This is a genomic window from Ruegeria sp. HKCCD4315 (genome assembly GCF_013112245.1).
GTDB lineage: Bacteria > Pseudomonadota > Alphaproteobacteria > Rhodobacterales > Rhodobacteraceae > Ruegeria.
This window is the reverse complement of sequence record NZ_WVRN01000001.1, coordinates 2,189,156-2,211,760: the sequence shown is the minus strand read 5'-3', so window position 1 is coordinate 2,211,760 and position 22,605 is coordinate 2,189,156. Positions and strand designations below refer to the sequence as shown.

Annotated in this window: 25 protein-coding genes and 1 tRNA gene; 12 read left to right on the top strand and 14 right to left on the bottom strand. The window is 57.5% G+C overall.

Annotated elements, in window-relative coordinates; translation table 11 throughout:
- The first annotated feature begins 4 nt into the window (after positions 1–4).
- The gene (locus GS646_RS11030; RefSeq protein ID WP_171646687.1) at positions 5–784 is read left to right on the top strand and encodes a type III pantothenate kinase; all 780 of its coding nucleotides are present in this window, start codon (positions 5–7) and stop codon (positions 782–784) included.
- A complete protein-coding gene (locus GS646_RS11025; protein WP_171646689.1) occupies positions 781–2,448 on the top strand; it encodes a ribonuclease J in 1,668 nt (555 codons plus the stop codon). The genes GS646_RS11030 and GS646_RS11025 overlap by 4 nt, the downstream gene beginning before the upstream one ends.
- 10 nt (positions 2,449–2,458) lie before the next feature.
- On the opposite strand, the gene GS646_RS11020 is transcribed toward GS646_RS11025, so the two are convergent.
- Positions 2,459–3,160, bottom strand: a complete 702-nt coding sequence (locus tag GS646_RS11020; protein WP_171184853.1) for an NUDIX hydrolase — start codon at positions 3,158–3,160, stop codon at positions 2,459–2,461.
- 25 nt (positions 3,161–3,185) lie between these two features.
- Entirely contained in the window at positions 3,186–3,584 is a 399-nt protein-coding gene (locus GS646_RS11015) for a DUF983 domain-containing protein (RefSeq protein WP_171092142.1), read from the bottom strand.
- A 220-nt stretch (positions 3,585–3,804) separates the two neighbouring features.
- On the opposite strand from GS646_RS11015, the gene GS646_RS11010 reads away from it, so the two are divergent.
- The 4 genes from GS646_RS11010 to GS646_RS10995 are packed head-to-tail and all read left to right on the top strand — an operon-like array spanning position 3,805 to position 5,712.
- On the top strand, positions 3,805–4,275 hold the full coding sequence (locus tag GS646_RS11010) for an EF-hand domain-containing protein (protein WP_171184851.1): 471 nt from the start codon (positions 3,805–3,807) through the stop codon (positions 4,273–4,275).
- Between the two features lie 6 nt (positions 4,276–4,281).
- Entirely contained in the window at positions 4,282–4,899 is a 618-nt protein-coding gene (locus tag GS646_RS11005) for an RNA polymerase sigma factor (protein WP_171184849.1), read from the top strand.
- Positions 4,889–5,242 carry a hypothetical protein gene (locus tag GS646_RS11000; protein ID WP_253746359.1) on the top strand — a complete coding sequence of 118 codons (354 nt, stop codon included), beginning with the start codon at positions 4,889–4,891 and terminating at the stop codon, positions 5,240–5,242. Before GS646_RS11005 ends, GS646_RS11000 begins: the two co-directional genes overlap by 11 nt.
- Positions 5,239–5,712, top strand: coding sequence for a periplasmic heavy metal sensor (locus tag GS646_RS10995; RefSeq protein WP_171092134.1), 474 nt, complete (start codon positions 5,239–5,241; stop codon positions 5,710–5,712). The genes GS646_RS11000 and GS646_RS10995 overlap by 4 nt, the downstream gene beginning before the upstream one ends.
- Before the next feature lie 6 nt (positions 5,713–5,718).
- Here GS646_RS10995 and GS646_RS10990 read toward each other — a convergent pair whose 3' ends face one another.
- Positions 5,719–7,119 (bottom strand): diguanylate cyclase, encoded by a 1,401-nt coding sequence (locus GS646_RS10990; protein WP_171184845.1) that lies wholly within the window; start codon positions 7,117–7,119, stop codon positions 5,719–5,721.
- Positions 7,120–7,207: 88 nt separating this feature from the next.
- Between GS646_RS10990 and GS646_RS10985 the strand changes: the two genes are divergently transcribed.
- The 5 genes from GS646_RS10985 to GS646_RS10965 all read left to right on the top strand — a co-directional run bounded on the left by GS646_RS10985 (position 7,208) and on the right by GS646_RS10965 (position 11,581).
- Positions 7,208–7,492 carry a DUF3572 domain-containing protein gene (locus tag GS646_RS10985; protein WP_171184843.1) on the top strand — a complete coding sequence of 95 codons (285 nt, stop codon included), beginning with the start codon at positions 7,208–7,210 and terminating at the stop codon, positions 7,490–7,492.
- Between the two features lie 24 nt (positions 7,493–7,516).
- Positions 7,517–8,209 carry an HAD family hydrolase gene (locus GS646_RS10980; protein ID WP_171184841.1) on the top strand — a complete coding sequence of 231 codons (693 nt, stop codon included), beginning with the start codon at positions 7,517–7,519 and terminating at the stop codon, positions 8,207–8,209.
- A 117-nt stretch (positions 8,210–8,326) separates the two neighbouring features.
- Positions 8,327–9,886 (top strand): trimethylamine methyltransferase family protein, encoded by a 1,560-nt coding sequence (locus GS646_RS10975; RefSeq protein WP_171184840.1) that lies wholly within the window; start codon positions 8,327–8,329, stop codon positions 9,884–9,886.
- Between the two features lie 118 nt (positions 9,887–10,004).
- Positions 10,005–10,592 (top strand): heme NO-binding domain-containing protein, encoded by a 588-nt coding sequence (locus GS646_RS10970; protein ID WP_171184838.1) that lies wholly within the window; start codon positions 10,005–10,007, stop codon positions 10,590–10,592.
- Positions 10,589–11,581: a GGDEF domain-containing protein gene (locus GS646_RS10965; protein WP_171646693.1), complete on the top strand. Its 993-nt coding sequence runs from the start codon at positions 10,589–10,591 to the stop codon at positions 11,579–11,581. The genes GS646_RS10970 and GS646_RS10965 overlap by 4 nt, the downstream gene beginning before the upstream one ends.
- Before the next feature lie 14 nt (positions 11,582–11,595).
- Here GS646_RS10965 and GS646_RS10960 read toward each other — a convergent pair whose 3' ends face one another.
- The 8 genes from GS646_RS10960 to GS646_RS23215 all read right to left on the bottom strand — a co-directional run bounded on the left by GS646_RS10960 (position 11,596) and on the right by GS646_RS23215 (position 19,175).
- On the bottom strand, positions 11,596–12,294 hold the full coding sequence (locus tag GS646_RS10960) for a CbiX/SirB N-terminal domain-containing protein (RefSeq protein ID WP_171184836.1): 699 nt from the start codon (positions 12,292–12,294) through the stop codon (positions 11,596–11,598).
- 61 nt (positions 12,295–12,355) lie between these two features.
- The gene (locus tag GS646_RS10955) at positions 12,356–13,288 is read right to left on the bottom strand and encodes an AEC family transporter (protein ID WP_171646694.1); all 933 of its coding nucleotides are present in this window, start codon (positions 13,286–13,288) and stop codon (positions 12,356–12,358) included.
- Between the two features lie 54 nt (positions 13,289–13,342).
- Positions 13,343–14,140, bottom strand: coding sequence for an MBL fold metallo-hydrolase (locus GS646_RS10950; RefSeq protein WP_171184831.1), 798 nt, complete (start codon positions 14,138–14,140; stop codon positions 13,343–13,345).
- A complete protein-coding gene (locus GS646_RS10945; RefSeq protein ID WP_171184830.1) occupies positions 14,137–14,943 on the bottom strand; it encodes a TatD family hydrolase in 807 nt (268 codons plus the stop codon). Before GS646_RS10945 ends, GS646_RS10950 begins: the two co-directional genes overlap by 4 nt.
- On the bottom strand, positions 14,940–16,061 hold the full coding sequence (locus GS646_RS10940) for a DNA polymerase III subunit delta' (RefSeq protein WP_171184828.1): 1,122 nt from the start codon (positions 16,059–16,061) through the stop codon (positions 14,940–14,942). The genes GS646_RS10945 and GS646_RS10940 overlap by 4 nt, the downstream gene beginning before the upstream one ends.
- 3 nt (positions 16,062–16,064) lie before the next feature.
- On the bottom strand, positions 16,065–16,691 hold the full coding sequence (gene tmk / locus GS646_RS10935; protein WP_171184826.1) for a dTMP kinase: 627 nt from the start codon (positions 16,689–16,691) through the stop codon (positions 16,065–16,067).
- The gene (locus tag GS646_RS10930; protein ID WP_171646696.1) at positions 16,688–17,854 is read right to left on the bottom strand and encodes a D-alanyl-D-alanine carboxypeptidase family protein; all 1,167 of its coding nucleotides are present in this window, start codon (positions 17,852–17,854) and stop codon (positions 16,688–16,690) included. The genes tmk and GS646_RS10930 overlap by 4 nt, the downstream gene beginning before the upstream one ends.
- 16 nt (positions 17,855–17,870) lie before the next feature.
- Positions 17,871–19,175: an SPOR domain-containing protein gene (locus GS646_RS23215; RefSeq protein WP_171646698.1), complete on the bottom strand. Its 1,305-nt coding sequence runs from the start codon at positions 19,173–19,175 to the stop codon at positions 17,871–17,873.
- A 202-nt stretch (positions 19,176–19,377) separates the two neighbouring features.
- Between GS646_RS23215 and GS646_RS10920 the strand changes: the two genes are divergently transcribed.
- A tRNA-Ser gene (locus GS646_RS10920) sits at positions 19,378–19,467 on the top strand.
- A gap of 374 nt (positions 19,468–19,841) precedes the next feature.
- On the opposite strand, the gene GS646_RS10915 is transcribed toward GS646_RS10920, so the two are convergent.
- Genes GS646_RS10915 through GS646_RS23210 form a run of 3 tightly spaced genes read right to left on the bottom strand, consistent with a single transcriptional unit; the run spans position 19,842 to position 22,161 of the window.
- On the bottom strand, positions 19,842–21,521 hold the full coding sequence (locus GS646_RS10915; protein ID WP_171646700.1) for a recombinase family protein: 1,680 nt from the start codon (positions 21,519–21,521) through the stop codon (positions 19,842–19,844).
- A complete protein-coding gene (locus GS646_RS10910; protein ID WP_171646702.1) occupies positions 21,518–21,934 on the bottom strand; it encodes a DUF2924 domain-containing protein in 417 nt (138 codons plus the stop codon). The genes GS646_RS10915 and GS646_RS10910 overlap by 4 nt, the downstream gene beginning before the upstream one ends.
- The gene (locus GS646_RS23210; RefSeq protein ID WP_170554399.1) at positions 21,931–22,161 is read right to left on the bottom strand and encodes a DUF3489 domain-containing protein; all 231 of its coding nucleotides are present in this window, start codon (positions 22,159–22,161) and stop codon (positions 21,931–21,933) included. The genes GS646_RS10910 and GS646_RS23210 overlap by 4 nt, the downstream gene beginning before the upstream one ends.
- Between the last annotated feature and the right edge of the window lie 444 nt (positions 22,162–22,605).

Genomic DNA, 22,605 nt, shown 5'->3' with positions numbered 1-22,605 from the left:
TTAAATGCTTCTGGCCATTGATTGCGGCAACACCAACACCGTTTTCTCGATCTGGGACGGCGAGAAGTTTCTGTGCACCTTACGCACGTCGACCCACCATGCGCGCACGGCAGACGCATATTTCACCTGGTATTCGACGCTGGTGAAACATTACGGCATAGAAGCGGTCATAACAGATGTCGTCATTGCTTCGACCGTGCCGCGTGTGGTGTTCAATCTGCGCATTTTTGCGGATCGCTTCTTCGGGTGCCGCCCGCTGGTGGTTGGCAAGCCTGACTGCCTATTGCCTGTGCCGCCGCGTGTCGACGAAGGAACTGTCCCAGGTCCTGACCGGCTGGCCAATGCAGTGGGCGCGTTTGATCGTCACGGTGGCAATGTGGTTGTTGTGGATTTTGGCACAGCAACAAACTTTGACGTTGTTGCCGCCGATGGGGCCTATGTCGGGGGCATTATCGCGCCTGGTGTAAACCTGAGCCTTGAAGCTCTGCATCAGGGGGCGGCTGCGCTTCCGCATATCGATATTACCCGACCGGATAAAGTGATCGGGACGAATACGGTTGGATGTATCCAATCGGGCGTGTATTGGGGCTACTCCGGCCTGATCGAAGGGCTGATAGCCCGGATCAAAACCGAATACGGAATGCCGATGAAAGTTGTGGGTACTGGTGGACTGGCCCCTTTGTTCGATCAGGCCGACGTAGGGTTCGACGCAATCGAAGATGATCTGACGATGCACGGTTTGACCGTGATCCATCGCTATAACAAGGATAATGGCTCCGAATGAGCAGTGAAAGATTGATCTACCTGCCGCTGGGTGGCGCGGGTGAAATTGGCATGAATGCCTATGTGTATGGCTATGGCAAACCCGGTCAGGAACGCCTGATCCTTGTTGATTTGGGTGTCACTTTTCCGGACATGGACACAACACCCGGTGTTGACCTGATCTACGCGGATATTTCGTGGTTGAAAGAGCGTGCAGACCAGCTGGACGGCGTTTTTATCACCCACGCGCATGAGGACCATGTTGGCGCGGTGGCGCATTGCTATGAAGCCTCGGGTGCGCCGATTTATGCCCGCGCGTTCACGGCCAATATCGCGCGCCGCAAGATGGAAGAACACGCGCACCCAACCGAGGCCGTAACAACCGTATCCGCCTGGCCTGAACAGGTCTCGGTCGGGCCTTTTACGGTTGGTTTCCTGCCTGTATCGCACTCGATCCCCGAAAGCGCGGCGTTGGTCATCGATACGCCTGCGGGACGGGTCGTGCATTCGGGCGACTTCAAACTGGATGCGCAGCCTGTCGTGGGTGAGGCTTTTGATCCAGATTTGTGGGCTGAGGTCGCCAAGCCCGGCGTCAAGGCGTTGGTTTGCGACAGCACAAACGTGTTCTCGGCGCATCCGGGCCGTTCAGAATCCGAAGTTGGGCCGGAAATCACCAAACTGGTCGAAAACGCCGAAGGCATGGTCGTGGCGACCACGTTTGCCTCAAACGTTGCGCGGGTCAAAACACTGGCCGAAGCGGGTCAGCGGGCAGGGCGGTCGGTTGTTCTGTTGGGCCGCGCCATGCGCCGAATGATCGAAGCCGCAACCGAAACCGGCATCCTGTCGGATTTCCCAAAGGTGATCAGCGCGGAAGAGGCGTTGGATCTTCCGCGCCAGAATCTGATGCTGATCGTGACCGGCAGCCAGGGGGAGCGTAGGGCAGCCAGCGCTCAACTGGCCCGTGGCAAGTACCGGGGTCTGGAACTGGCAGAGGGTGACCTGTTCCTGTTTTCCTCGAAAACCATTCCGGGCAATGAGCGGGGCGTGATCTTTATCATGAACCAGCTCAGCGAAAAGGGTGTGGATGTCGTCGATGACAGCTCGGGTCTCTATCACGTGTCAGGCCATGCCAACCGGCCTGATCTTGAGAAGGTCCATGCGCTGATCGATCCGCAGGTCGTGATCCCGATGCACGGTGAACACCGTCATCTGCGCGAGCACGTCAAACTGGCCGAGCAAGGCGGCAGATCCGGTGTGCTGGCCGTGAACGGCACCATGCTGGATATCAGCGGCAACGCCCCGGCTGTTGTCGACTATGTCGAAACCGGGCGCACATATCTGGACGGGTCGGTCAAGATCGGCGCTTTGGACGGCGTGGTGCGGGATCGTATCCGCATGGCATTGAACGGCCATGTCACGGTCACTGTGGTCTTGGACGAGGAAGACGAACCGCTGGGTGAACCTTGGTGCGATACCATGGGCCTGCCCGAGATCGGAACTTCGCGCGCGGCTTTGGTGGAGATTCTGGAGGAGGACCTGAATCAATTCCTGATGCGGGCCGCGGCCAAAACTTTACGCGATGATGACAAGCTGGAAGACGAGATGCGCCGGATCGTGCGGCAGACCGCCAAAGCGGAAATCGGCAAGAAGCCCGAAGTAACAGTGGTTGTCAGCCGGATGCGGTGAGTCGGAGCGGTCAATCGTGTTCCGGCATCGGGTAGCCCCTGAGTCGCAAAAATAGATTGGCTTCTTCGTCGTTCTTATAGAATGGCACTGACGCAGGCGGCTCGGGTTTTGTGACCCGGGCTGCTATTTCTGCCAAAACAACCTCGGTTATGAAGGGCAGGTCAAGATCACGCGCGCGGTCAAGTTGCACCCATTGCAGGTGCGACAGCTCGTCTGAGGCGCGACTGAAATCGTCCAGATCACCTTGCAGGGCTTCCGCATCGACCAAAAAGAACCGTGCGTCAAACCGTCGAGGTCGACCGGGCGGAGTTACAGCGCGGAAAACGAATTGCAACGCAGCTGCAGACGGCACAAACCCCATCGCCGAAAAACTCTGCCAGTCGTCAGGTGCTTGACCTGACCACGCACCCGGCTGGCCCAGAACAAGCCCGGTTTCTTCCCAGAGCTCTCGAATGGCAGCGGCGGCCAGCGCGTGTTGCAGTCCGGACTCGGCCTGTTCTGCCAAACGGTCACGGCACAGATCGGGCAGCTTGGTCGCCAGGGGCACTTCTGAATCCGCTGGATCAACTGCACCGCCAGGGAACACAAACTTGTTCGGCATGAATACGGCTTTGGAGCCGCGTTGCCCCATAAGGATCGATGGGTTGGTCCATCTGTCCCGCAAAACGATGACAGTAGCGGCGTCACGGATGGCGGTCTTGTCTACTGTCATATCTGCGCCACGCGACCGGTTGGGTTCACTTGGAGGTTCCGAAACCGTGCATACGGCGGGCCCACTGATACGCGACAACGGCGCCTTTCAAACGGGGCAGCAGGTACAGCGACAGAGCAACGCAACCGATTGAGAAACCGATGGCCATGGTCCAGGGGTCTGGCCGCCAATGGACGTAGGACACGTGCAAAGCAGGTGCCAGCAAGTGACCAACAAGAAGGATGGTCAGATAAGCCGGACCGTCATCGGCGCGGTGATGAAACAGCTCTTGCCCGCAATTCGAGCAGCTGTCATTGACCTTGAGATAGCTGTGCAACAGCTTGCCCTCACCACAGTTGGGGCACTTGCACCGAAACCCTTTGACAAGGGCGGGCCATGTTTCACGCTCTGTGTCGGTCGCGGTGTCGATCGTCTGATCCGTCATAATATAACTCGCGCATTAATCTTTGCGCGATAATGCGCTTGAATGGGCGGATTTGAAAGGGGGGTGCGTCGCTTTGCAACGCTCAGTACCCGATGCGCCGAAAACGCTTCTGATTCCATTCTCAATAAAATCCACTTTTCTGCGACGGAATTTCCGCTGCCCCGCGTTTGAATTGATATGAGCAGCGGCACTGGGGCCGCGTCAACAAGGGAAAACCGAAATGAAAAACGCGACATTCATCACGGCCATTGTTTTGTCCGCAGTAGCAGTTACAGGCACATCCGTTCTGGCTGCCGGAAAAGGTGGGCGCGAGCCTGTATCCTTTCAGGAACTCGACACCGATGGCGACGGTCAGGTGACGCAGCAAGAGATGGAGGCCCACCGCACCGCGCGTTTCACGCAGGCGGATGCCGACGGTGATGGCCAGCTGAGCCTTGACGAGATGCAAGCCGCTGCACAGAAAAAGGCAAGTGACCGCGTCGCCAAGATGTTCGAAAAAAACGATGCGAACAACGACGGGTTTCTGAGCCAGGACGAGTTGCCGAAACCCCGCCGGGCTGACAAGATGTTTGATCGGATGGACGCGGATAACAGTGGCGGAATCTCGGAACAGGAATTTGCCGATGCCAAAGACAAGATGGGGCGGCACCACAAGAAGAAGCATCACAATTCGGACGCAGACGATAGCTGATGCAGGATGGAGGATCTGACCTCCCACCCACAAGATGTCCGCGATGCGATGTGCAGCGCGGGCAGCCTCAGCGACGATGCGTTGCTGGGGCGCTTTGCCGATGGCGACGCCGAAGCCGCGCGGGTTCTTACTGACCGTCTTGGGCCACGGTGTTACTCGGTCGCGTTGCGCATGTTGGGCAATCGGGCTGAGGCGGAAGATGTGACGCAAGAGGCGATGATGCGTCTGTGGCAAATGGCACCGGATTGGGTGTCTGGTCAGGCCAAAGTCTCGACCTGGCTGTACCGGGTGACGCTGAACCTGTGTGTGGACATCCGGCGCAAGAAAACACCCGACAGGCTGTCGGATGTTCCCGAGCCTGAAGATGGTCAAGCCAGTGTAGTTGACCGGATGCAGGACGAGGCTCGCAAGGACGCGTTGCAGATCGCCTTGGCCGAATTGCCCGAACGGCAGCGACAAGCGGTTGTGCTGCGCCATATTGAAGAATTGCCCAACCCCGAAATCGCCGGGATCATGGGCGTTTCCGTGGAAGCGGTGGAAAGTCTGACAGCGCGTGGCAAACGAAGTCTGGCCGCTATTCTGGCGGGACGGCGCGAAGAACTGGGGTATGACAATGGCGGATAACGATCTGGAACTGGATCATTTGTTTGCTCAGGCGCGGAAACAACGGCCGGCCTTGCCAGACGATTTGGCCGTGCGCATTCAAACGGATGCCGAGGCGGTGCGCTTGGGCCGCATGAAATCCGCGCCACAACCGGGGCCTGCGTTGTGGGACAGGCTGGTGCGCAATTTGGGTGGCTGGCAGGGGTTGAGTGGCCTTGTTGCGGCCAGTGCGGCCGGAGTCTGGATCGGGTTTTCCGCGCCTGCCTTTTTGCCCGATCCTGCCAACCTGCTGACAACGCAAGAGACGGCCTTTCTTGTGGCCGACCTTGGCTATGACACGAGTTTTCTGGAGACCACGGAATGAACGCTGATCCCAAACCCAAACGCCGGTGGATGCCCGTTGTCCTGGTTGTGTCTCTGGCTCTGAATCTGTTGATCGTTGGCGTTGCTGTAGGCACTGTGTTGCGTCTGAAAGGCGGGGATCACGCCAAAGCACCGCCGGGATTTGGCCCGGCCTTGTACCGAGCGTTGCCAAAAGACGACCGCAAAGCGATGCGGGGTGAGCTGTCCGGGCTGCACAAAAAAGGGACCAGTGGTCGCAAACAGGATTTTGAGGCGATGAGCCAGGCTTTGCGCACGGTACCCTTTGATCCGGGTGCCGTTGAAGTGCTGTTGCTACAGCAGGCACAGGCAACGGCTGCATTGCAGGAGGCTTTGCAAACGCAATGGTTGGCGCGCGTTACCGCCATGAGCGATCAGGACAGACAGGCGTATGCAGATCGATTACAGGACATTGTCGAACGCGGCCCGCATAAACACAAGAAAAAGGACTAATCGGCTTTAAGCTGCGTTTTGCCGGACGCTCACCTGATTGCGACCGGCTTTTTTCGCCGCATAAAGTGCGGTGTCAGCGGACTTAATCAGGTTCTCAATATGTGGCGTGGGACTTTCTTGGTCGGGGAACGGGCCTTGGGACATTTTCATCCCGACGCTGACTGTCACGTTGACTTGCGGTCCCTGATCCAAGAGCTGAAACGGCGCACTGCAAATGCTGTCACAGAGGGATTCAGCGAGCCGCATCGCTTGTTTGGGTGTTACATTTGGCACGCCTATCATGAACTCTTCTCCACCGATACGGGCGACAAATCCGTTGGTGCCAAGGGCACCACGCATACGTTCTGCCGCCTGCTTCAGCACGAGATCGCCACTCGCGTGACCGTGGTCATCGTTGATTGCCTTGAAGTGGTCGAGGTCTGCCAGCATGACAGCAAAACTGTTTCCTGTTCGCGCAGATTCGCGTGCGATCTGGTCCAGCGCTCGCATAGCAAACCGGCGATTGTGCAGCCCGGTCAACGAGTCGATCCACGAGTCCGCAAGTCCCTTTTTCAGAGATACACGCATGTGATCCAGCCGGGCTTTGCGTGCGATTTGATTGTCCAGCCGAAGCAGGATCTCCTGCGCGCAGAATCCATCCAGGCAAACGGCGTCGGCACCTCGATCCAATGCCTCTGAAGCCTGAACGGCATTGTCGTCTTTAAGCACACCGATCAACACCGTGTTTCGCGTGACGTTACGCGATCTGAGATCAGCCAGAATATTCAGATCTGACGGATGAGCGCCCAATTCGACAACGATGGCGTCCGGGACAGCGCCAGACAGGACGCTTTGAAGGTTCGATTGCAGGTGCCAGGACAAAGAAAACTGACGCTGATCGTTGAGCGCCTTGTGCCACATGACGCCGGTTTGCGCGGCATGTGTCAGAATATGAACTTTCGCGGCTTTTGGCGGGCGGATAACGCTTGGTGCCGGTTCCCCGAACCCGATCGGCTGCGAACCGTTGCTGACCTGAAGGTCTTGAGTGGCAGCATGGGCACGCAACAAGCTTCGGATGCGCGCCAACAGCAAGGTATCCTTGAAAGGATGCGTCAGCACATCGTCCAACCCATCCTGCAAGGCACGCAGCCGCGCATCCCTGTCGTTTTGTGCGGCAAGTACAACAACTGGTACATCTTCAAGCCCGGGAACGGTCTTGGTCACCTTTTTGACATCCGCAGCTGTTCCATCTGGCAAGGTCTGAGCTGTCAGAACAAGATCAGGCTGAGTGCGACGCACAAGCGACAACAGCCCTTCAAGCTTTTCACCTTGGACTACGTGATACCAAGCCGCTGTCAGCTGAACTTTCAGCATGATGCGATTGGTTGCTACCCCGTCGAGGACAAGGATGGTTCCCTGCACAGACATAGTTGTTCACCGTTGATTGCATGCGTGAACAAAGTGTTTATGAGTCTGGTTAACAAACCCTTTCCAAAAGTGGATCTGAGCACAGTTTATGTCGATATCATCCGAATCCGCGGAAACGCTGGCTCTGACAGCTTTGGGCTGGTTGGCCGGAAATGAAGAGCTTTTTCCTGTATTTTTGGGCTCGACGGGCGCGTCGGTGCAAGATGTCCGCGAGCGTGCAGCAGACCCGGAATTTCTGGCGTCGGTGCTGGATTTTCTGGTACTTGACGACTCGTGGGTCATGGCGTTTTGTGATGCCAACGCGCTAGCCTATGATCTTCCTGCTCAGGCGCGGACGGTCTTGTCCGGCGGCGCTGATGTATATTGGACCTGAAATCCTCTTCCGCTGGAGAACTTGATGCCGATAGATGCAATCGTCTTCGATAAAGACGGCACGCTGTTTGATTTTGCAAACACATGGGGTGGCTTTGGCCGCTCTTTGCTGCTGCGACTGACAAATGGTGACACAACCCGCGCCGCCGAACTTGGAAAGATTATCGGCTATGACCTGGACCAAGAGCGATACACCGCAGACAGTATCGTTATCGCTGCGACTGTTGAAGAAATCGCCGACGTATTGGCCGCTCATGTCGACAGCATGACCGTTGAAGAGATCGTGGATCTGATGAACGCCGAAGCCGCCGCTGCCCCTCAGTCGCCTGCTGTTCCTCTGGTCCCGTTTCTGGAAAGTTTGCAGAATGCGGGGATTAAGCTGGGTGTGGCCACCAATGACAGTGAACATCCGGCCATGCAGCACCTTGAGTCCGCCGGGATTCGAGAGCATTTCGACTTTGTTGCGGGCTATGACAGTGGTCACGGGTTCAAGCCAGGCCCTGGTCAACTGCTGGCCTTTGCCGCGCATGTTGGGGTTGAACCTTCACGGGTGGCAATGGTCGGTGACAGCCTTCACGATCTCCAAGCCGGGCGGGCTGCCGGGATGACGACGATAGGTGTTTTGACGGGTTTGGCCGAAGCAGAGGCGCTGGCGCCCATGGCTGACGTCGTCCTGCCCGATATCGGACATATCCCTGAATGGTTGGCCAGCAAGTAAACGGTTAAATCCGGCAATCGACGGCCAAAATAGAAAACCGACATATTCTGTCGCAGACAGAGCGGCCATCATCGTGTCTTCCGGGCTTGCTTGTTTAAAGCAGGAATGGAGGCCGTGATGGGCGATACAACAACACGCAAGCGTCGCGGCGGTGGCCGCGCTGGGGCTGCAGCGCGCAGAGGAACTGCAGCGATCGATCAGATGCCCTGGGATCCGCCCATCAACATCGACCATCCCACAGAGCCCTTGGATCAGGCTGGCATCGAAGCGATCCATGACGGGGCCATGCGTATCCTGGAAGAGATCGGGATCGAATTTTACAATGAAGAGGCAATAGGCATCCTGCGTGAGGTAGGCTGTACCATCGAAGGTGACAATGTGCGCATGGGGCGCGACTTTGTCATGGAGATGATTGCGAAAGCCCCCAGTCAATTTTCGATCACGCCACGCAATCCGGATCGCAAGATCGAGATTGGTGGAAAGAACATTCTGTTCGGCAATGTCTCATCGCCGCCGAATTATTGGGATATGGAGATCGGCACAAAAGTTCCCGGCAACCGGGAGATGTGCCGAAATCTGTTGAAACTGACGCAATATTTCAACTGCATCCATTTCGCCGGAGGTTATCCGGTCGAACCTGTCGATATTCACGCCAGTATAAGGCATCTGGACGTCCTTTACGACAAGCTGACGCTGACCGACAAAACCATGCATGCTTACTCTCTGGGCAAAGAGCGCGTCGAGGATGTGATGGAAATGGTGCGCATCGCAGGCGGTCTGAGCCACGAAGAATTCGATGCCGCTCCACGCATGTACACCAACATTAACTCTACCTCTCCTCTAAAGCATGACCAACCTATGATCGACGGGTGCCTACGGCTGGCCCGACGTGGACAGGCAATTGTGGTGACACCCTTTACGTTGGCCGGGGCCATGGCACCGGTGACAATGGCAGGTGCGGTGGCCCAGTCACTTGCCGAGGCGCTATGTGCTATAGCCCTGTTCCAATATGTGCGCCCGGGAACTCCGTGCGTGATCGGCACATTTACGTCGAATGTCGATATGAAAACCGGAGCACCCGCTTTTGGGACGCCGGAATACATGCGCTCGACCCAGATGACCGGCCAGATGGCGCGGTTCTACGGGCTGCCGATGCGATCGTCGGGTGTTTGTGCTGCAAACGTGCCCGATGGTCAGTCGATTTGGGAGACGTCAAACTCGCTTTGGGCATCCGTACAATCGGGCACCAACATGGTCTATCACGCGGCTGGATGGCTGGAAGGTGGCCTGATTGCAAGCCCGGAAAAGTTCATTATGGATTGCGAAATCCTGCAACAAATTCAGCGTTATATGAACCCGGAATTGACTGCCACCGGCCCTGATGAGATCGCGCTTGATGCGATCCGCTCAGTTGGCAATGACGGTCATTTCTTCGGCATTCAGCACACACAGGACCGTTATACCACCGCGTTCTATCAACCCTTCCTGAGCGACTGGAAGAACTATGAAGGGTGGGAGGTTGCTGGTGGCATTTGGACAGCCGAACGCGCCCACCACATGTTCAAAGAGATCATTTCGAGCTTTGACGCTCCACCAATGGACGAAGCCATTCGCGAAGAACTGGCAGAGTTTGTGGAACGCCGCAAAGCCGAGGGTGGCGCGCCGACAGATTTCTGAGCAATCGACAAATGTCGAAGTGATACCCGGTTGCATTCGCTGCAACTCAGGGTGGATTTTGTCTATTTGTTAAGATTTGTCAGCACAGAGTGCAGGGGACACCAAGTTGGGGTTTCCGATGCATGATCTGATCAATCGGGCGATACAGTCTTTTGTCTGCGCTACCTATGGGCAGGCCTGCTGGCTGCGTGTGACCGAAGATGCGCGGTTGGGGTTTCGCGAGTTTGAAGCCATGCTCATCTATGATGATGACATGACGACAAGAGTGTTGGATGCGCTGAGTGGCGATCTGAACCGACCAAAGGCCGAGATTCTTGAGGATTTGGGGACATATCTTGTGTCCCACCCGAACATGGAAGGGCTGCGTCGCCTGCTCAGGTTTGGCGGCGTAAGCTATGTAGAGTTTCTGCATTCGCTGGACGATCTGGCCGACCGGGTGCGGTTGGCCGTGTCAGATTTGACTTTGCCGGCCCTTGAGCTGCGAGAGCTATCGGCCACGGAGTATCAGCTATGCTCCTTTCCAGGCTTGCCCGGCTATTCCAGTGTCATGGTTGGTGTTTTGCGTGCCATGGCAGACGACTACGGCGCATTGGTCATACTGTCACATGAAGGGCAGCAGCAGGACAGTGACGTCATTTCCATCATGTTGGTTGAAAGCGCTTTCGCGGAAGGGCGTCACTTTGATTTGGGGGCGCACAGCAGATGACCGATACTTACGAACTTGCGGGCCTTCTGGAAACGCTTTGTCCAATGTTCCTGTTGGTCGAACAAGACGGACGAATACAACAAGCGGGGCCAACACTTCAAAAACTGCGACCAGAATTGCCGCTGATCGGGCAGGGGTTTCTGGAAGTGTTTGAGCTGATCCGTCCCAGAACAGTCACAACCATACCGGCGTTGTTATCGATGGCCGGGGCTAAGTTGCACCTGAAGTTCAAGGATGAACCGCGTACGCCCCTCAAGGGCTTGGTCGCCCCTTTGCCGCGGTCCGGTGGTGCGGTCATCAACCTGTCATTCGGGATTTCAATTCTGGATGCGGTGCGGGATTACGCGCTGACAAGTGCGGATTTCTCGGGCACCGACCTTGCCATCGAACTGCTTTATCTGGTCGAGGCCAAATCTGCCGCGATGGAGGCGTCGCGGTCGCTAAACCTGAGGCTTCAAGGCGCCATGCTCGCCGCTGAGGAACAGGCCTATACCGACACATTAACCGGGCTAAAAAACCGCAGGGCCATGGATCACGTGCTGGCAAATCTGATCTCAAGTAATTCAACTTTTGCCTTGATGCATCTGGATCTGGATTTCTTCAAATCCGTGAATGACAGTCTGGGTCACGCTGCTGGTGATTTCGTCCTGCAACAGGCGGCCCGCATCATGATTGAGGAGACGCGCAGCGAAGATACGGTTGCCCGTGTTGGCGGGGACGAGTTTGTCATTGTTTTCAAAGACCTGACACGAGACGACAGATTGAAGGCAATTGCTGACCGACTCATCCAACGCTTGAACGAACCTATGATGTTTCAAAACCAACACTGTACTGTGTCAGCCAGCATCGGCACGGCTCTGTCCACTCAGTTTCAAGTTCCCAAAGCGGCTGATATCTTACATGCTGCAGATTTGGCTTTGTATCAGGCCAAACGGGATGGTCGATCGTGCCATCGGCTTTATTCGACACTGAGCAAGGCGCAATCCTGAACGTCCACCGAGGATCACGCTGATGCGAACGCCTCGGTGACCTTTTGCGCGATCTGCCGCTGAATGGGGGCGAGCTCTCCGACAACGGGCATGACGATACCTTTGAATTGGGCGCGCTCCAGCTCTTCGGGTACGTCTTCTAGAACATGACCTCCGGTACATGCGAAGAACGGTAGGCAAATCGCTTGATTAGATGCATCGCGCGCTGCTTCGGCAATCGAGGGCGGTTCTTCGACAAAGCCAACCCGGATCGATTGAAATGCAACCTGCCTGCCTAGCCGGTTCGCAAATTCATTGGCCACCGCCGATGGATTCCGGCTGCGGCCCGACCCGTGCGCAGCGATCACCAAATCCGTCGCATTGGCCGCCCAATGCTCTTCTCGCAACTTCGCTTCTAGCGCGTTCGCCGTCAGCGCGGGCAGATCGGGATCAATGCCCAAAGGATCCAAAATACGTGCCCTGTGATCTCCAACTCGCTTCGGCAGGGCACTTGTTACAAACCACCCCTTCGCCATGAAAAGCGGGTAGATGACTGAATTTTCAGGAAGGCCGTCCAATTTGGCCTCAAGCGCGCCGGGCTTGGCCAGCGTCGCAGAACTCACCGTTACATGTTCGGCCAACGCGTCGACCTTGGCTGCAAATGCAGCCAACGCGGCCTCAGCGGGATCTGGGTCAGAGGGCTGGCCGTGGGCGACGACTATGGCGTGTGGCATTCGGATCTCCTGCTGCGTTCTGCGATAGGTGTTACTGCGAAAACCGAAGTCAACACCTGTGTTAGCCCAGAAGGCTCAACCAAAGCCAGACGGTGATTATAGATGCTGCTGTTCCGATCAAAACGGACGAAGCCGCAACGCGTTTGGCGCGGCCATACATATTCGCAAAGATATAGGCGTTAAAGCCCGGTGCCATGGCGGCATTCAACACGCCTGATCGAAACAGGTCCTGCGGCAGGCCGGTGGATGTTCCGAATAACCAAACTAGGCTGGGGTGCAGCATCAGAGAGATGCAGCAGACAAAACCAATGGTGCGCAAGTCGCCTTCGGGTTTGTATTTAACCAACACACCCCCCAACGCAAACAGCGCCCCCGGTAAGGCGGCGCGGGTAACAAGCTCAAGCGCTTCGTCCACGACTGCTGGGATGACCAGACCAGTTATGTTGACGACAAAACCAAGCGCGATACCAAGAATCAGTGCGTTTTTGAACATCGCTGACAGAACTGATCGCGCCATATGTACACCGCCGTTGCCGCGATTGCGCACGACCTCCATCACCGTGATCCCAACGCCGTAACAAAACGGAGAATGGAAGGCGATGATCGCGTAGTTGCCCGTCAGGTTCTCAGGGCCATAAGCACGTTCGGTTATCGGCAGGCCCAGCAGGACCGAGTTGGAAAACAGACAACAGAATCCGATGGCCACGCAGTCTTCCCAGTCCCTGCCAAAAATGATCCTTGCTCCAAAGAGACCCGCAGTGAAGCACAACGCAGCGGCGGAATAGAAGCTGGCCAAAAGCCGGGGATCGAAACTGGCGCTAAGGTCCAGATGCGCGATGGCCAAGAACAACAGGCAGGGAATCGCAAAACCTTGGGTGAATTTCATCAACCCATCGACGTGCTCTTGTTTGAAATAGCCCGTGCGGGTCGCCGTGTATCCGGCACCGATCACAAGGAAGACCGGAAGAATGACGTCGATCAGGCTTTGCAGCATTTGGCCCCCGTGCGGCAGGCGCGCTGTGATATCTTGAGCGCGCGGGGCAGGGCCTTATTGCGCCTGATAGATCACCATCCCGTCAAAAGCGGGGGTGATATAGTCGGGAGTTTCCGCGTCAACCGTCGCATAGTCCAGATCGATATGCATATTGGTGAGCACCGCGCGTTTTGGTCGCAGTTGTTCGATCCATCCCAGCGTCTTTTCCAGATGCGCGTGCGTGGGATGCGGGTTGCGGCGCAATGCATCGATGATCAGCCAGTCCAACCCTTCCATCTCGGGCCAGGCGTCGTCGTAAATCTCGGCGACATCCGGCAGATAGGCCAGCTGACCGATGCGGAACCCAAGAGAGTCGATCGAGCCGTGGTTCACTTTGAACGGGCGCAACGTAATGGGCCCACCGGGACCATCGATGTCGAAAGGGCCATCAATGGATTTGAGGTCCAGGATCGGAGGATAAGGTGAACCTTCAGGCTGAATGAAGGCGTATCCGAAACGGCCCAGCAACGCGTTCTGTGTGTCCCCATCCGCCCAGACGGGTACGCGCGTTTTCATGTTAAACACGATCATGCGCAGGTCGTCGATCCCGTGTACATGATCCGCGTGCGAGTGGGTATAGACCACCCCATCCAACCGCCCGGTGCCGGTGTCCAGCAACTGGCTGCGCATATCCGGCGTGGTATCGACCAGAACCGAGGTCGTTCCATCCGGCCCCTCGCGTTCAATCAGCAGCGAGCAGCGGCGGCGCACGTTTTTCGGGTTTGTAGGATCGCAGTCGCCCCATTGGCCGCCCAGCCTTGGTACGCCGCCCGAGGAACCGCAGCCCAGAATTGTAAAACGCACCCCGGTCATGCAGCGGCCTTGTACAGCGCGGCCTTGGTGAACAAGCGGTCAAAATTGGCCTGTGTCTGGGCTGCAAAAGCGGCGTAATCCATGCCGAAAACCTCAGCCCCTTTCCGGGCTGTGTGGGCGGTGTAGGCGGGTTCGTTACGTTTGCCGCGATAGGGTGGTGGGGCCAGATAGGGCGCATCGGTCTCCACCAGAACGCGGTCCACCGGTGCGGTTGCGAAAATATCGCGCAACTCCTGGCTTTTGGGGAAGGCGGTGATGCCGGACATGGACAGGTAAAAGCCCAGATCCAGCGCGGCCTTGGCCAATTCGGCAGAAGAAGAGAAGCAGTGCATAACGCAGGAATAGGGTGCGTTGCGATACTCCTCGGCCAGAATTGGGGCCATGTCATCATCCGCTGCGCGGGCGTGAATGATCAGGGGCAGGCCAGTGCGCTGGGCCGCTTCGATATGGATGCGCAAGGATTGTTTCTGCACTTCCGCACTGTCGGCGGTATAGTGGTAGTCCAGACCAGACTCTCCAATACCGACGAATTTCGGGTGCTGGGCCAAGGCAACCAGTTCGTCGACCGACGTTATCGGCTCATCCGCCGCACTCATCGGGTGCGTGCCGGCGGCATAGAAGACGGGCGCATGGGCTTCGGCAATCGCACGGACGCTGGGTTCGTTGCGTAGCTTGGTGCAAATCGTGACCATGCGGGTCACACCAGCCTCGGCCGCGCGCGTGATGATCTCGTCCAACTGGCCGTCGAAATCCGGGAAGTCCAGATGGCAGTGGCTGTCGGTAATCTGGGGGGTGTCGCTCATCTGTTCTGACCGGCGGTTTCCTGTATCTTGAACACCGTATCTAGGACCAGAGCGGCAGGGTCAAGGTTCACCGCCTGACCATGCCGTGCGCGTGCCGTGATTGTCGCGGCGACTTCTGCCCAGCGGCGGGCTTGATCGGGGGAAGCCGAAAGACGCATCAGCGTTTCACCTTCGTTTGGGGCCGCTTCGGGAACGGGGGGGGTACCGGTTGCGCCAGTCAAAGCCAGCCGTGACAAGGCGACGTCGATCAGCGTTAGCAACAACTCGAAACGATCAGCGGCACCGCGCTGTGCTGCGGCTTCGGCCAACGCCAGTGCGCGTTGCCGGTCCATACGGGGCAGGGTGCCCAGAATGGCGATCAGCTCGGCATAAATGTCCAGACCGCCAAGATTGATTAACCGCACAGCATCCCCAACTGATCCTGCCGCAAGTGCGGCCAGGTGTTCAGTCTGGGCGGGAACTTCTGTTCCGGTTTGCGACAGGGCGGTTTGCATGTCCTGCGGACTCAGCGGGCCAAGGCGCAGCGTGCGGCAGCGCGACCGGATGGTTGGCAGCAAGCGCGAAGGTTGGTGCGATACGAGCAAAAGTGTGGTGCGCGCAGGCGGCTCTTCCAGCATCTTCAACAGCGCGTTGGCAGCACTGATGTTCATTTCATCCGCCGAATCCACAATCACCACCCGGCGTCCGCCATCAGCCGAGGACAGACCAAAGAACTTACCCAGCTTGCGGATATCGTCCACGACAATTTCGCCGCGCAACCGCCCCTGATCGTTTGGTGATCGGGTGACCACAGCCAATCCTGGTTCGGCTCCGGCCTGCATGCGATGTGATACCGGATGATCGGGATCAATTTCGAGCGTTTCTGGCGGCGGCGGCGCTCCGAACAAGCCGCCGTCATCTGCCGGGGGTGTGGCCAGCAAAAATCGCGCGATCCGCCACGCCAGCGTTGCTTTGCCGACGCCGCGCGGCCCGGTCAGCAACCAACCGTGGTGCAGCCTGTCGGAATTGTAGGCCGTCAGAAATGCGTGTTGAGCCGCGTCCTGGCCAAATAGCCGAGCGGTTTCGCGCGGATGCGGTGCACCCGGCACCTGATCCGGAGAAGGAGTATCGTCGCTCATCGTTTACCGCAAAGCTGCTTGAACGATATCTGTCACATCCTGCGCAACGCTGTCCATGTCCCTGTTGCCATTTACGACGCGAAACCGGCCCGAGAATTCATCAGCCAGCGACAGAAACCCTGCGCGCATTTTCTTTTGCAGATCGGGACCGAAATCCTCGAACCGCTCTTCGGTACCTTGCCTGCCTTTAGCGCGCGACAATCCCGTTTCCGGGTCCATATCGATAAGCAGCGTCATATCCGGCTCGCGGCCGATCATCAGGTTGTGCAATTGGTCTACCAGACTGCGCAGGTCGCCGCGTGACAAGCCCTGATACATACGTGTGCTGTCTGCGAAACGGTCGCAAATCACCACTTTACCTGCCGCAAGGGCGGGTTCGATGGTGCGCTCCAGATGGTCGCGGCGGGCTGCGGTGAACAACAGCAACTCTGTCTCGGCCGACCACCGATCCGGGTCGCCTTCCAGAACAAGGCGGCGAATTTCCTCAGCCCCCGGTGAGCCGCCCGGTTCGCGCGTCAGCACGACCTCATGTCCCTGCGCGCGCAGACGATCCGCCAGCATCCGCGCTTGGGTTGACTTGCCTGATCCGTCAATGCCTTCGAAGGTCAGAAATAACCCTGCTTTCGTCACATCGACTCCAGCGGGTTGTTGATCACGTCTTTCAATACGATGCCGCCAACCGTCAACATGCGCACGACAAAGCCACCGACGGCCACGTCCTCGGCTGCCACCAGTGGGCGCCGGATCTCGGGCAGTCCTTCGGGCTTGATCACCAGTTCAGCCAGTTGCTGTCCTTTTTGGACTGGCGCGTTGATTGGGCCGTCATACACAACTTCGGCCTCGACATTTTGAGTCCCCAGAACCGGGAACAGCACGTTCAGATCACCTTCGGCAACAAGCCCGACGGTCTTTTTCTCACCCATCCACAGTTGGGCTTCGGCTATCGGCGTTTCCGCGTTGGCAACTGTCCTCTCGACAAAATTTCGAAACGACCAGTTAACCACGGCCTCAGCCTCCTCTGCCCGCTGGCCGGTGGTGTCGAGCCCGGTCAGGACGAAAATGACACGCCGGTCACCTTGTTTGGCAGAGCCGACAAGGCCATAGCCGGCCTCTTGCGTGTGGCCGGTTTTCAAACCGTCCGCGCCGATATCCAGCTTCAACAACGGGTTGCGATTGCGGGCATTTGACGGCGCGCGACCGTCGAATTCAAAAACCTCCTCGGCGAAGAGAGGGTAATATTCAGGGAAGTCCGAAATCAAGCGATCCGCAAGAACGGCCAGATCATGCACTGACATCATATGACCGGCGGCAGGCCAGCCGTTCGAGTTGGCAAAATTGGAATTGTTCATGCCCATTTGCTGCGCGCGTTGGGTCATGTACCGCGCAAACCCGGCCTCGGTTCCGTCGGGGCTAAGTGCTTCGGCGATAACGACGCAGGCATCATTGCCCGACAAAACGATGATGCCGCGCAGCAGGTCTTCGACGGTGACGCGGTCCTGCGTGTTCAGGAACATGGTCGAGCCGCCATAGCTCATCGCGTGTTCGGACACGGGCAGGGTTTCATTCAGTGTCAGTCGGCCATCGCGCAAAGCCTCGAAGGCCACATACAGCGTCATCAGCTTTGACATCGACGCGGGCGGCAGGGGCTGGTCGGCGTCTTTTGACAGAAGAACAGTGCCGGTGGTCTGGTCAATCACATAAGCTGCGCGAGCTGTGGTATCAAAAGCGTGTGCGGGCAGTCCCATGAGGGCAATCCCCATGGCCAGAACGGATGTGCGCATCAAGGCTGGCATGCTGCGTCTCCCTGTTTCAGTCGGATACGGTGAACGCGTCTTTGAAACCAAGGTCTTTTACGTCCTTCTGAATGGCTTTGCGTTCGGCCCGGGTTGCGGCAGGGCCAACCAGCACCCGCCAGACGGTGTTATTTGCGGTTTTCAGTTCCCGAACAACTGCGGACATACCGTTCCTGCGCACCTTCTGTGCGGCAGAGTTGGCGTTATCCTCGACGCTGAAGGTTCCGATCTGAACAAACGGTTTGCTCAGCGGTGATGCGGTGGTCGCGGCAGCCGCAGCCGTCGCCGCTGCTGGTGTTGCTTCGGTCGCATCAATTGCGGCGGCGGCACCTTCGATCGGGTCCAGTGGCGTTTCAGTGATCTCTGCGGGATCCTTCTTTTGCCACCATTTCCGCTTGGCGGGTTTCTCGGCCGGGGCTTCGACCGGCGCATCTGACAAAGCCGGAGAGGTTACGGCAGCAGCAGCCTCGGTTGCAACTTCGGCGCTATCTGTGGCTGCATCTGTTGCAGCCGCTGCGGTTCCAGCGGCAGCAGCAGCGGGTGCTTTCTTCTGCCACCACTTCCGCTTGGCCGGTTTTTCAGCGGGCGCTTCGGTTTGCTCCTCTGCGGTTTCCTGAGCAGAATCGCTGACCGTTTCCGTTTCTGCTGTTGTGTCCTCTTCGGATTCCGAGGCGCTTGCTACAACAGCGGCGGTACCGGCAGCAGCAACTGCGGGCTCTTTCTTTTGCCACCATTTCCGTTTGGCGAGCTTTTCAGGATCACCCGTGGCTTGGCCATCGGCTGCTGTATCTGCCGATGCGGTCTCGTTTTCTGCGGTTACGTCCTCAGCTTGTGGTGATTCTTCAGCCGTGGGTTCTTCGATCTTCTCGCGACGCAGCGCCACAACGCTAAGCTTTGTAGGTGACCCTGCCAGCAATCCAAGCTGTTCCGCTGCAGCGGATGAGACCTGAAGCGCCGGACCGGGCAAGTTACGCTCGCGCCGGAACAAGGCACCAGTCACGGATTTGTTGTTGGCGGTGTTTTTGATCACAACACGCTCGGGTTGGTTCACGTCTGGATGTGCCACCCATATGCCCCCCAGCGAGGGTCGCCCATCCCAAAGCCCCGCTTCGGTAACGCGGAAAACGTCCGGTGCTTCTACGTCGCGCTGCGAACCACTGGTCACCTGGGGTATAAGTTCGATTTTCCCATCGTTGTCCTGGGATTTTTCGGCGGTTTCAGCTGTACCCAAAGCCTCTTCACATCCGGCCAAAATCGTCAAAGTCAACGCCAGATACGCCAGCCTTTTGGGCCCCGGGCGTGTCTCGATCGCTCGCTTCATCTGCTTATCCCTTGCCTGAAGGGGTTTCGTTTCACGAACCCCGTTGCCGGTCTGCTGGTTCTGTATGCCAGCCTGTTACGGTCTTTACACCCAATCATAACGTGGCTGAAGGGTCATGGAAAGAGCGCTGAAAACTCTTCGGCAAGATTTCCCGTTTTCGACTTGCCTCTGAGCGAACTTGGCCTTAGACCCGGCTTCCGACGGGGAGGTGGCAGAGTGGTCGAATGCGGCGGTCTTGAAAACCGTTGGGCGTGAGAGCGTCCCCAGGGTTCGAATCCCTGTCTCCCCGCCACTCATACCTGTCTCACTTCAGTTGTGTTTTCTGACCCGAAATTGTGCCGCAATTCCCGCGCGTTGGCGCATGCGCTTTCAATCAGAGACGAAGCAAACCGTACATTCAGAGGACAATTCAGGCGCAAGTCTCAGTGTCGCATTTTGGTGGGGTCGCTTTGGGCTGGATTTCCCTGATAACCTGCAATTTACAGGGAATTTTCGCAAACCGGGACTGATTTCCGTCATTTCTTCTATCAGAACTGTATGTTTTCAGAGGTTTATGCTGCAAATTCCCTAAAAGGCGGAACAGGGAATTTTCTCGTGGGAACAGGGAATTGTGCCGACGGATCAGGGAGGGCGAACCCTGTATCAGGGACGCAGGATCTGGAGATGTCAGAAGCCGAACAGGCGTTCCTGTTCGGACCATTCAAGTGGGTGGGTCACGCTGACCAGACGCTTGAGTGTGAGTTCGGGCGGCTGGGTCCCGTCGAGAATCGCCGTTTGAATCTTCGGTGAGAGAAAGGCGAGCTGAGCACGGGTGCGGATGAAGGCGTCAGGGACGCTTTCGCGGCGGGCAATCTCCATCAGTTGAACTCCGGCCTTCAGATCACGGGCCCAGCCATGTGCGCGGATCAGCATGGACCGGAGGTGGGGATCAGGTTGGGGTGCCATGTCTCCGGCGATGACCTTGGCCTCGACGCCGCGGCGGCGCAGATCGAAAGATGCGGTGACGTGGGTGAGATCCGGGTGCAGATGATCGGCCGCGATGCCAAGTGCGCTTGCCAGAGTTTTGTGGTTAAATTCGAGGTCGATCTGTCCTCGTGCAAGTTTGCCTTTGGCCAGAAGAGCAGCGCCGATCTGACAGCCTTGGCCTAGAAGCCGGGTTACTAAATCCGCAACTGAAGTCTGAACTGGCTCGGCTGACCCGGCCACCGGTTGCGCCAGTACTTGGTGCGCCGCGGCGGCGTCTTGCAAATGTCTGACGATGACGTCCATGACGGCGTGTTCCAGCGCCGGGCCGGGCAGTCGCCAGCCAGAGATATCCTTGCCACCTGAGATCAGTCGATTGGAGATATAGTAGCGCAACCGTCGGCCTTTGCGCGTGGTGTGGGTCGGCGTCAACCGATCACCAGTTTCGTCATACAGCAGACCGGTGAGCCAGGCCCCGGGGTCAGTGGAGCGTTGGCGCGCATCGGAGTCGCCGCGTGCCCGCGAGCGGTTGGAGGCCTGTCGCATTTTTTCCTGCACCCGGTCCCAGATGTCCTGATCGATGATCGCCGGATGTTGTCCGTCCCAGATCTTATCCTTGTGGCGGATTTTTCCGAGATAGACCGGATTGCGCAGCAGGTAATAGATTTGACCCCGTGACAGCGGACAATCCCCCTTCACACTGCCATCTGTCCGAACAACCCGTTTTGACCGCAGCCCTTCTGCCGTTGCCCGTTCTTCTACTTTGCGCAGGCAACCCAGCTCATCATAAAGCCCAAAGAGATGCCGGACCGTTCTGGCCTCCTCTTCATTCACCACCAGCGTTCTTGCCTTCGGATCGGGGTGGCGATCATAGCCCAGAGGCAGGTTGCCACCCATCCAAAGCCCCTTATTCTTCGACGCTGCAATCTTGTCGCGAATACGTTCGGCGGTGACTTCCCGTTCAAACTGAGCAAAGGACAACAGCACATTCAGCGTTAACCGGCCCATGGAAGATGAGGTATTGAAGGCCTGCGTGACGGACACAAAAGAACAGTTTGCCTGTTCGAGCCGGTCGACCAGCTTAGAGAAGTCGGCAAGCGACCGGGTCAGCCGGTCAATCTTGTAGACCACCACCATGTCAATACGCCCGGCATCGATCTCTTCAAGAAGGCGCTGAAGGGCGGGGCGCTCTAGGGTGCCGCCCGACAGGCCACCGTCATCGTAGCGCCCGGACAGCAGGGTCCAGCCTTCATGTCGCTGGCTTGCGACATAGGCCGCACAGGCCTCATATTGCGCATCCAGCGAATTGAAGTCCTGATCCAGACCATCTTCTGAGGACTTGCGCGTGTAGATGGCGCATCGGATTTTACGGCGCGGGCTCATTTGGCGGCCTTGCCGGTGAGCCCAAGGAAACGCGGCCCCGACCAATGCGCGCCGGAAATCTCTCGGGCGATGGCCGAGAGTGAGCGATAGGACCGACCGTTCCAAGTGAAGCCGTCTTCTGTAACGTCGACTACATGGGTCACACTATTCCACTCGCGTAGCAGGCGCCCGCCGGGTTTTAGGGCAGGGCATGTAGGCCGGGGTTTCTTCCCAGAGCCCTTTTCCAGCGTGGCTTTGACTTGACGGGGTAGCCTGCCATGACGGCGGGACTGCATCTCAAAGGCGATAAAGCGGCGCAGGAAGGGTTGGCTGAGCATGGCGGGGGCGGGTTGATCAAACAGTTGCTGCCAAAGCGTGACCAGATCCGATCGTCCCATGACGGCCAGATCGGCAACATCGCTAGTCTTGGTCATGACTCTTCTCCTGTTCCCACCGTCAGGTGATAGGTGGAAGAACCATCTGGTTTGTCGGATGTCCGCCTTTCAATTGTGACGCCTTTTTTCCGCAGGCCGCTTAGAGCCGCTCGGACCGAATGAAGCTGCCACCCCGTTGCTTTGCAGAGCGCCTCAAGGCTGGCGCCGCTCGGGCGACGCAACAAAGCTTGAACCTTGTCAATTTTGGTTTGCTTCCGTTTGGACATGAACTGTCTCCTCTGATCTTGGGTCAGCGAGATGCCGAACCCCGGTACCGAGGAGCGCCCGAATGGCTCGGGCGTGGGTTCAGTGATGCGTGGTTGACGGCAACAGTCCAGCTCTTTCTGAAACGATTACTGGAGGCGTGTGTTTTGAAGTGCGACGCTGCCGTACCCCCGATTATTCGTCAACAATCTTAATTGGTTACTTTTAGTTTGGGGGGTTGCGTCTCGTATTGATGGCACCTACATTCGACCTAATCGCCCGGACTATCGGGGCGGGAAACTGCTCCCGCAGGCAGCACTCATTGGAAACACAGGTTTCCGCCGAGAGCATTCAAAGGAGCAACGTCTCGGATCGATTGGTCCGGGGAGTTGCGATTTGTGCTCTCTCCGATTTTCCAACGCGATCCCTCCATCTCGACGTCCGCGCGGCGTCACGCAAAAGGAGGC

Bases quoted from the DNA above. Each gene is read 5' to 3' on its own strand.
- GS646_RS10975 (WP_171184840.1), top strand. From the start codon at position 8,327: ATGGGCGATACAACAACACGCAAGCGTCGCGGCGGTGGCCGCGCTGGG.
- GS646_RS10940 (WP_171184828.1), bottom strand. From the start codon at position 16,061: ATGAGCGACGATACTCCTTCTCCGGATCAGGTGCCGGGTGCACCGCAT.
- GS646_RS10965 (WP_171646693.1), top strand. From the start codon at position 10,589: ATGACCGATACTTACGAACTTGCGGGCCTTCTGGAAACGCTTTGTCCA.
- GS646_RS11015 (WP_171092142.1), bottom strand. From the start codon at position 3,584: ATGACGGATCAGACGATCGACACCGCGACCGACACAGAGCGTGAAACA.
- GS646_RS11000 (WP_253746359.1), top strand. From the start codon at position 4,889: ATGGCGGATAACGATCTGGAACTGGATCATTTGTTTGCTCAGGCGCGG.
- GS646_RS11005 (WP_171184849.1), top strand. From the start codon at position 4,282: ATGGAGGATCTGACCTCCCACCCACAAGATGTCCGCGATGCGATGTGC.
- GS646_RS11010 (WP_171184851.1), top strand. From the start codon at position 3,805: ATGAAAAACGCGACATTCATCACGGCCATTGTTTTGTCCGCAGTAGCA.
- GS646_RS10950 (WP_171184831.1), bottom strand. From the start codon at position 14,140: ATGACCGGGGTGCGTTTTACAATTCTGGGCTGCGGTTCCTCGGGCGGC.
- GS646_RS10910 (WP_171646702.1), bottom strand. From the start codon at position 21,934: ATGACCAAGACTAGCGATGTTGCCGATCTGGCCGTCATGGGACGATCG.
- GS646_RS10990 (WP_171184845.1), bottom strand. From the start codon at position 7,119: ATGTCTGTGCAGGGAACCATCCTTGTCCTCGACGGGGTAGCAACCAAT.
- GS646_RS10945 (WP_171184830.1), bottom strand. From the start codon at position 14,943: ATGAGCGACACCCCCCAGATTACCGACAGCCACTGCCATCTGGACTTC.
- GS646_RS11030 (WP_171646687.1), top strand. From the start codon at position 5: ATGCTTCTGGCCATTGATTGCGGCAACACCAACACCGTTTTCTCGATC.
- GS646_RS10915 (WP_171646700.1), bottom strand. From the start codon at position 21,521: ATGAGCCCGCGCCGTAAAATCCGATGCGCCATCTACACGCGCAAGTCC.
- GS646_RS10970 (WP_171184838.1), top strand. From the start codon at position 10,005: ATGCATGATCTGATCAATCGGGCGATACAGTCTTTTGTCTGCGCTACC.
- GS646_RS23215 (WP_171646698.1), bottom strand. From the start codon at position 19,175: ATGAAGCGAGCGATCGAGACACGCCCGGGGCCCAAAAGGCTGGCGTAT.
- GS646_RS10960 (WP_171184836.1), bottom strand. From the start codon at position 12,294: ATGCCACACGCCATAGTCGTCGCCCACGGCCAGCCCTCTGACCCAGAT.
- GS646_RS10980 (WP_171184841.1), top strand. From the start codon at position 7,517: ATGCCGATAGATGCAATCGTCTTCGATAAAGACGGCACGCTGTTTGAT.
- GS646_RS10955 (WP_171646694.1), bottom strand. From the start codon at position 13,288: ATGCTGCAAAGCCTGATCGACGTCATTCTTCCGGTCTTCCTTGTGATC.
- GS646_RS10930 (WP_171646696.1), bottom strand. From the start codon at position 17,854: ATGCCAGCCTTGATGCGCACATCCGTTCTGGCCATGGGGATTGCCCTC.
- GS646_RS10995 (WP_171092134.1), top strand. From the start codon at position 5,239: ATGAACGCTGATCCCAAACCCAAACGCCGGTGGATGCCCGTTGTCCTG.
- GS646_RS23210 (WP_170554399.1), bottom strand. From the start codon at position 22,161: ATGTCCAAACGGAAGCAAACCAAAATTGACAAGGTTCAAGCTTTGTTG.
- GS646_RS11025 (WP_171646689.1), top strand. From the start codon at position 781: ATGAGCAGTGAAAGATTGATCTACCTGCCGCTGGGTGGCGCGGGTGAA.
- GS646_RS10985 (WP_171184843.1), top strand. From the start codon at position 7,208: ATGTCGATATCATCCGAATCCGCGGAAACGCTGGCTCTGACAGCTTTG.
- GS646_RS11020 (WP_171184853.1), bottom strand. From the start codon at position 3,160: ATGACAGTAGACAAGACCGCCATCCGTGACGCCGCTACTGTCATCGTT.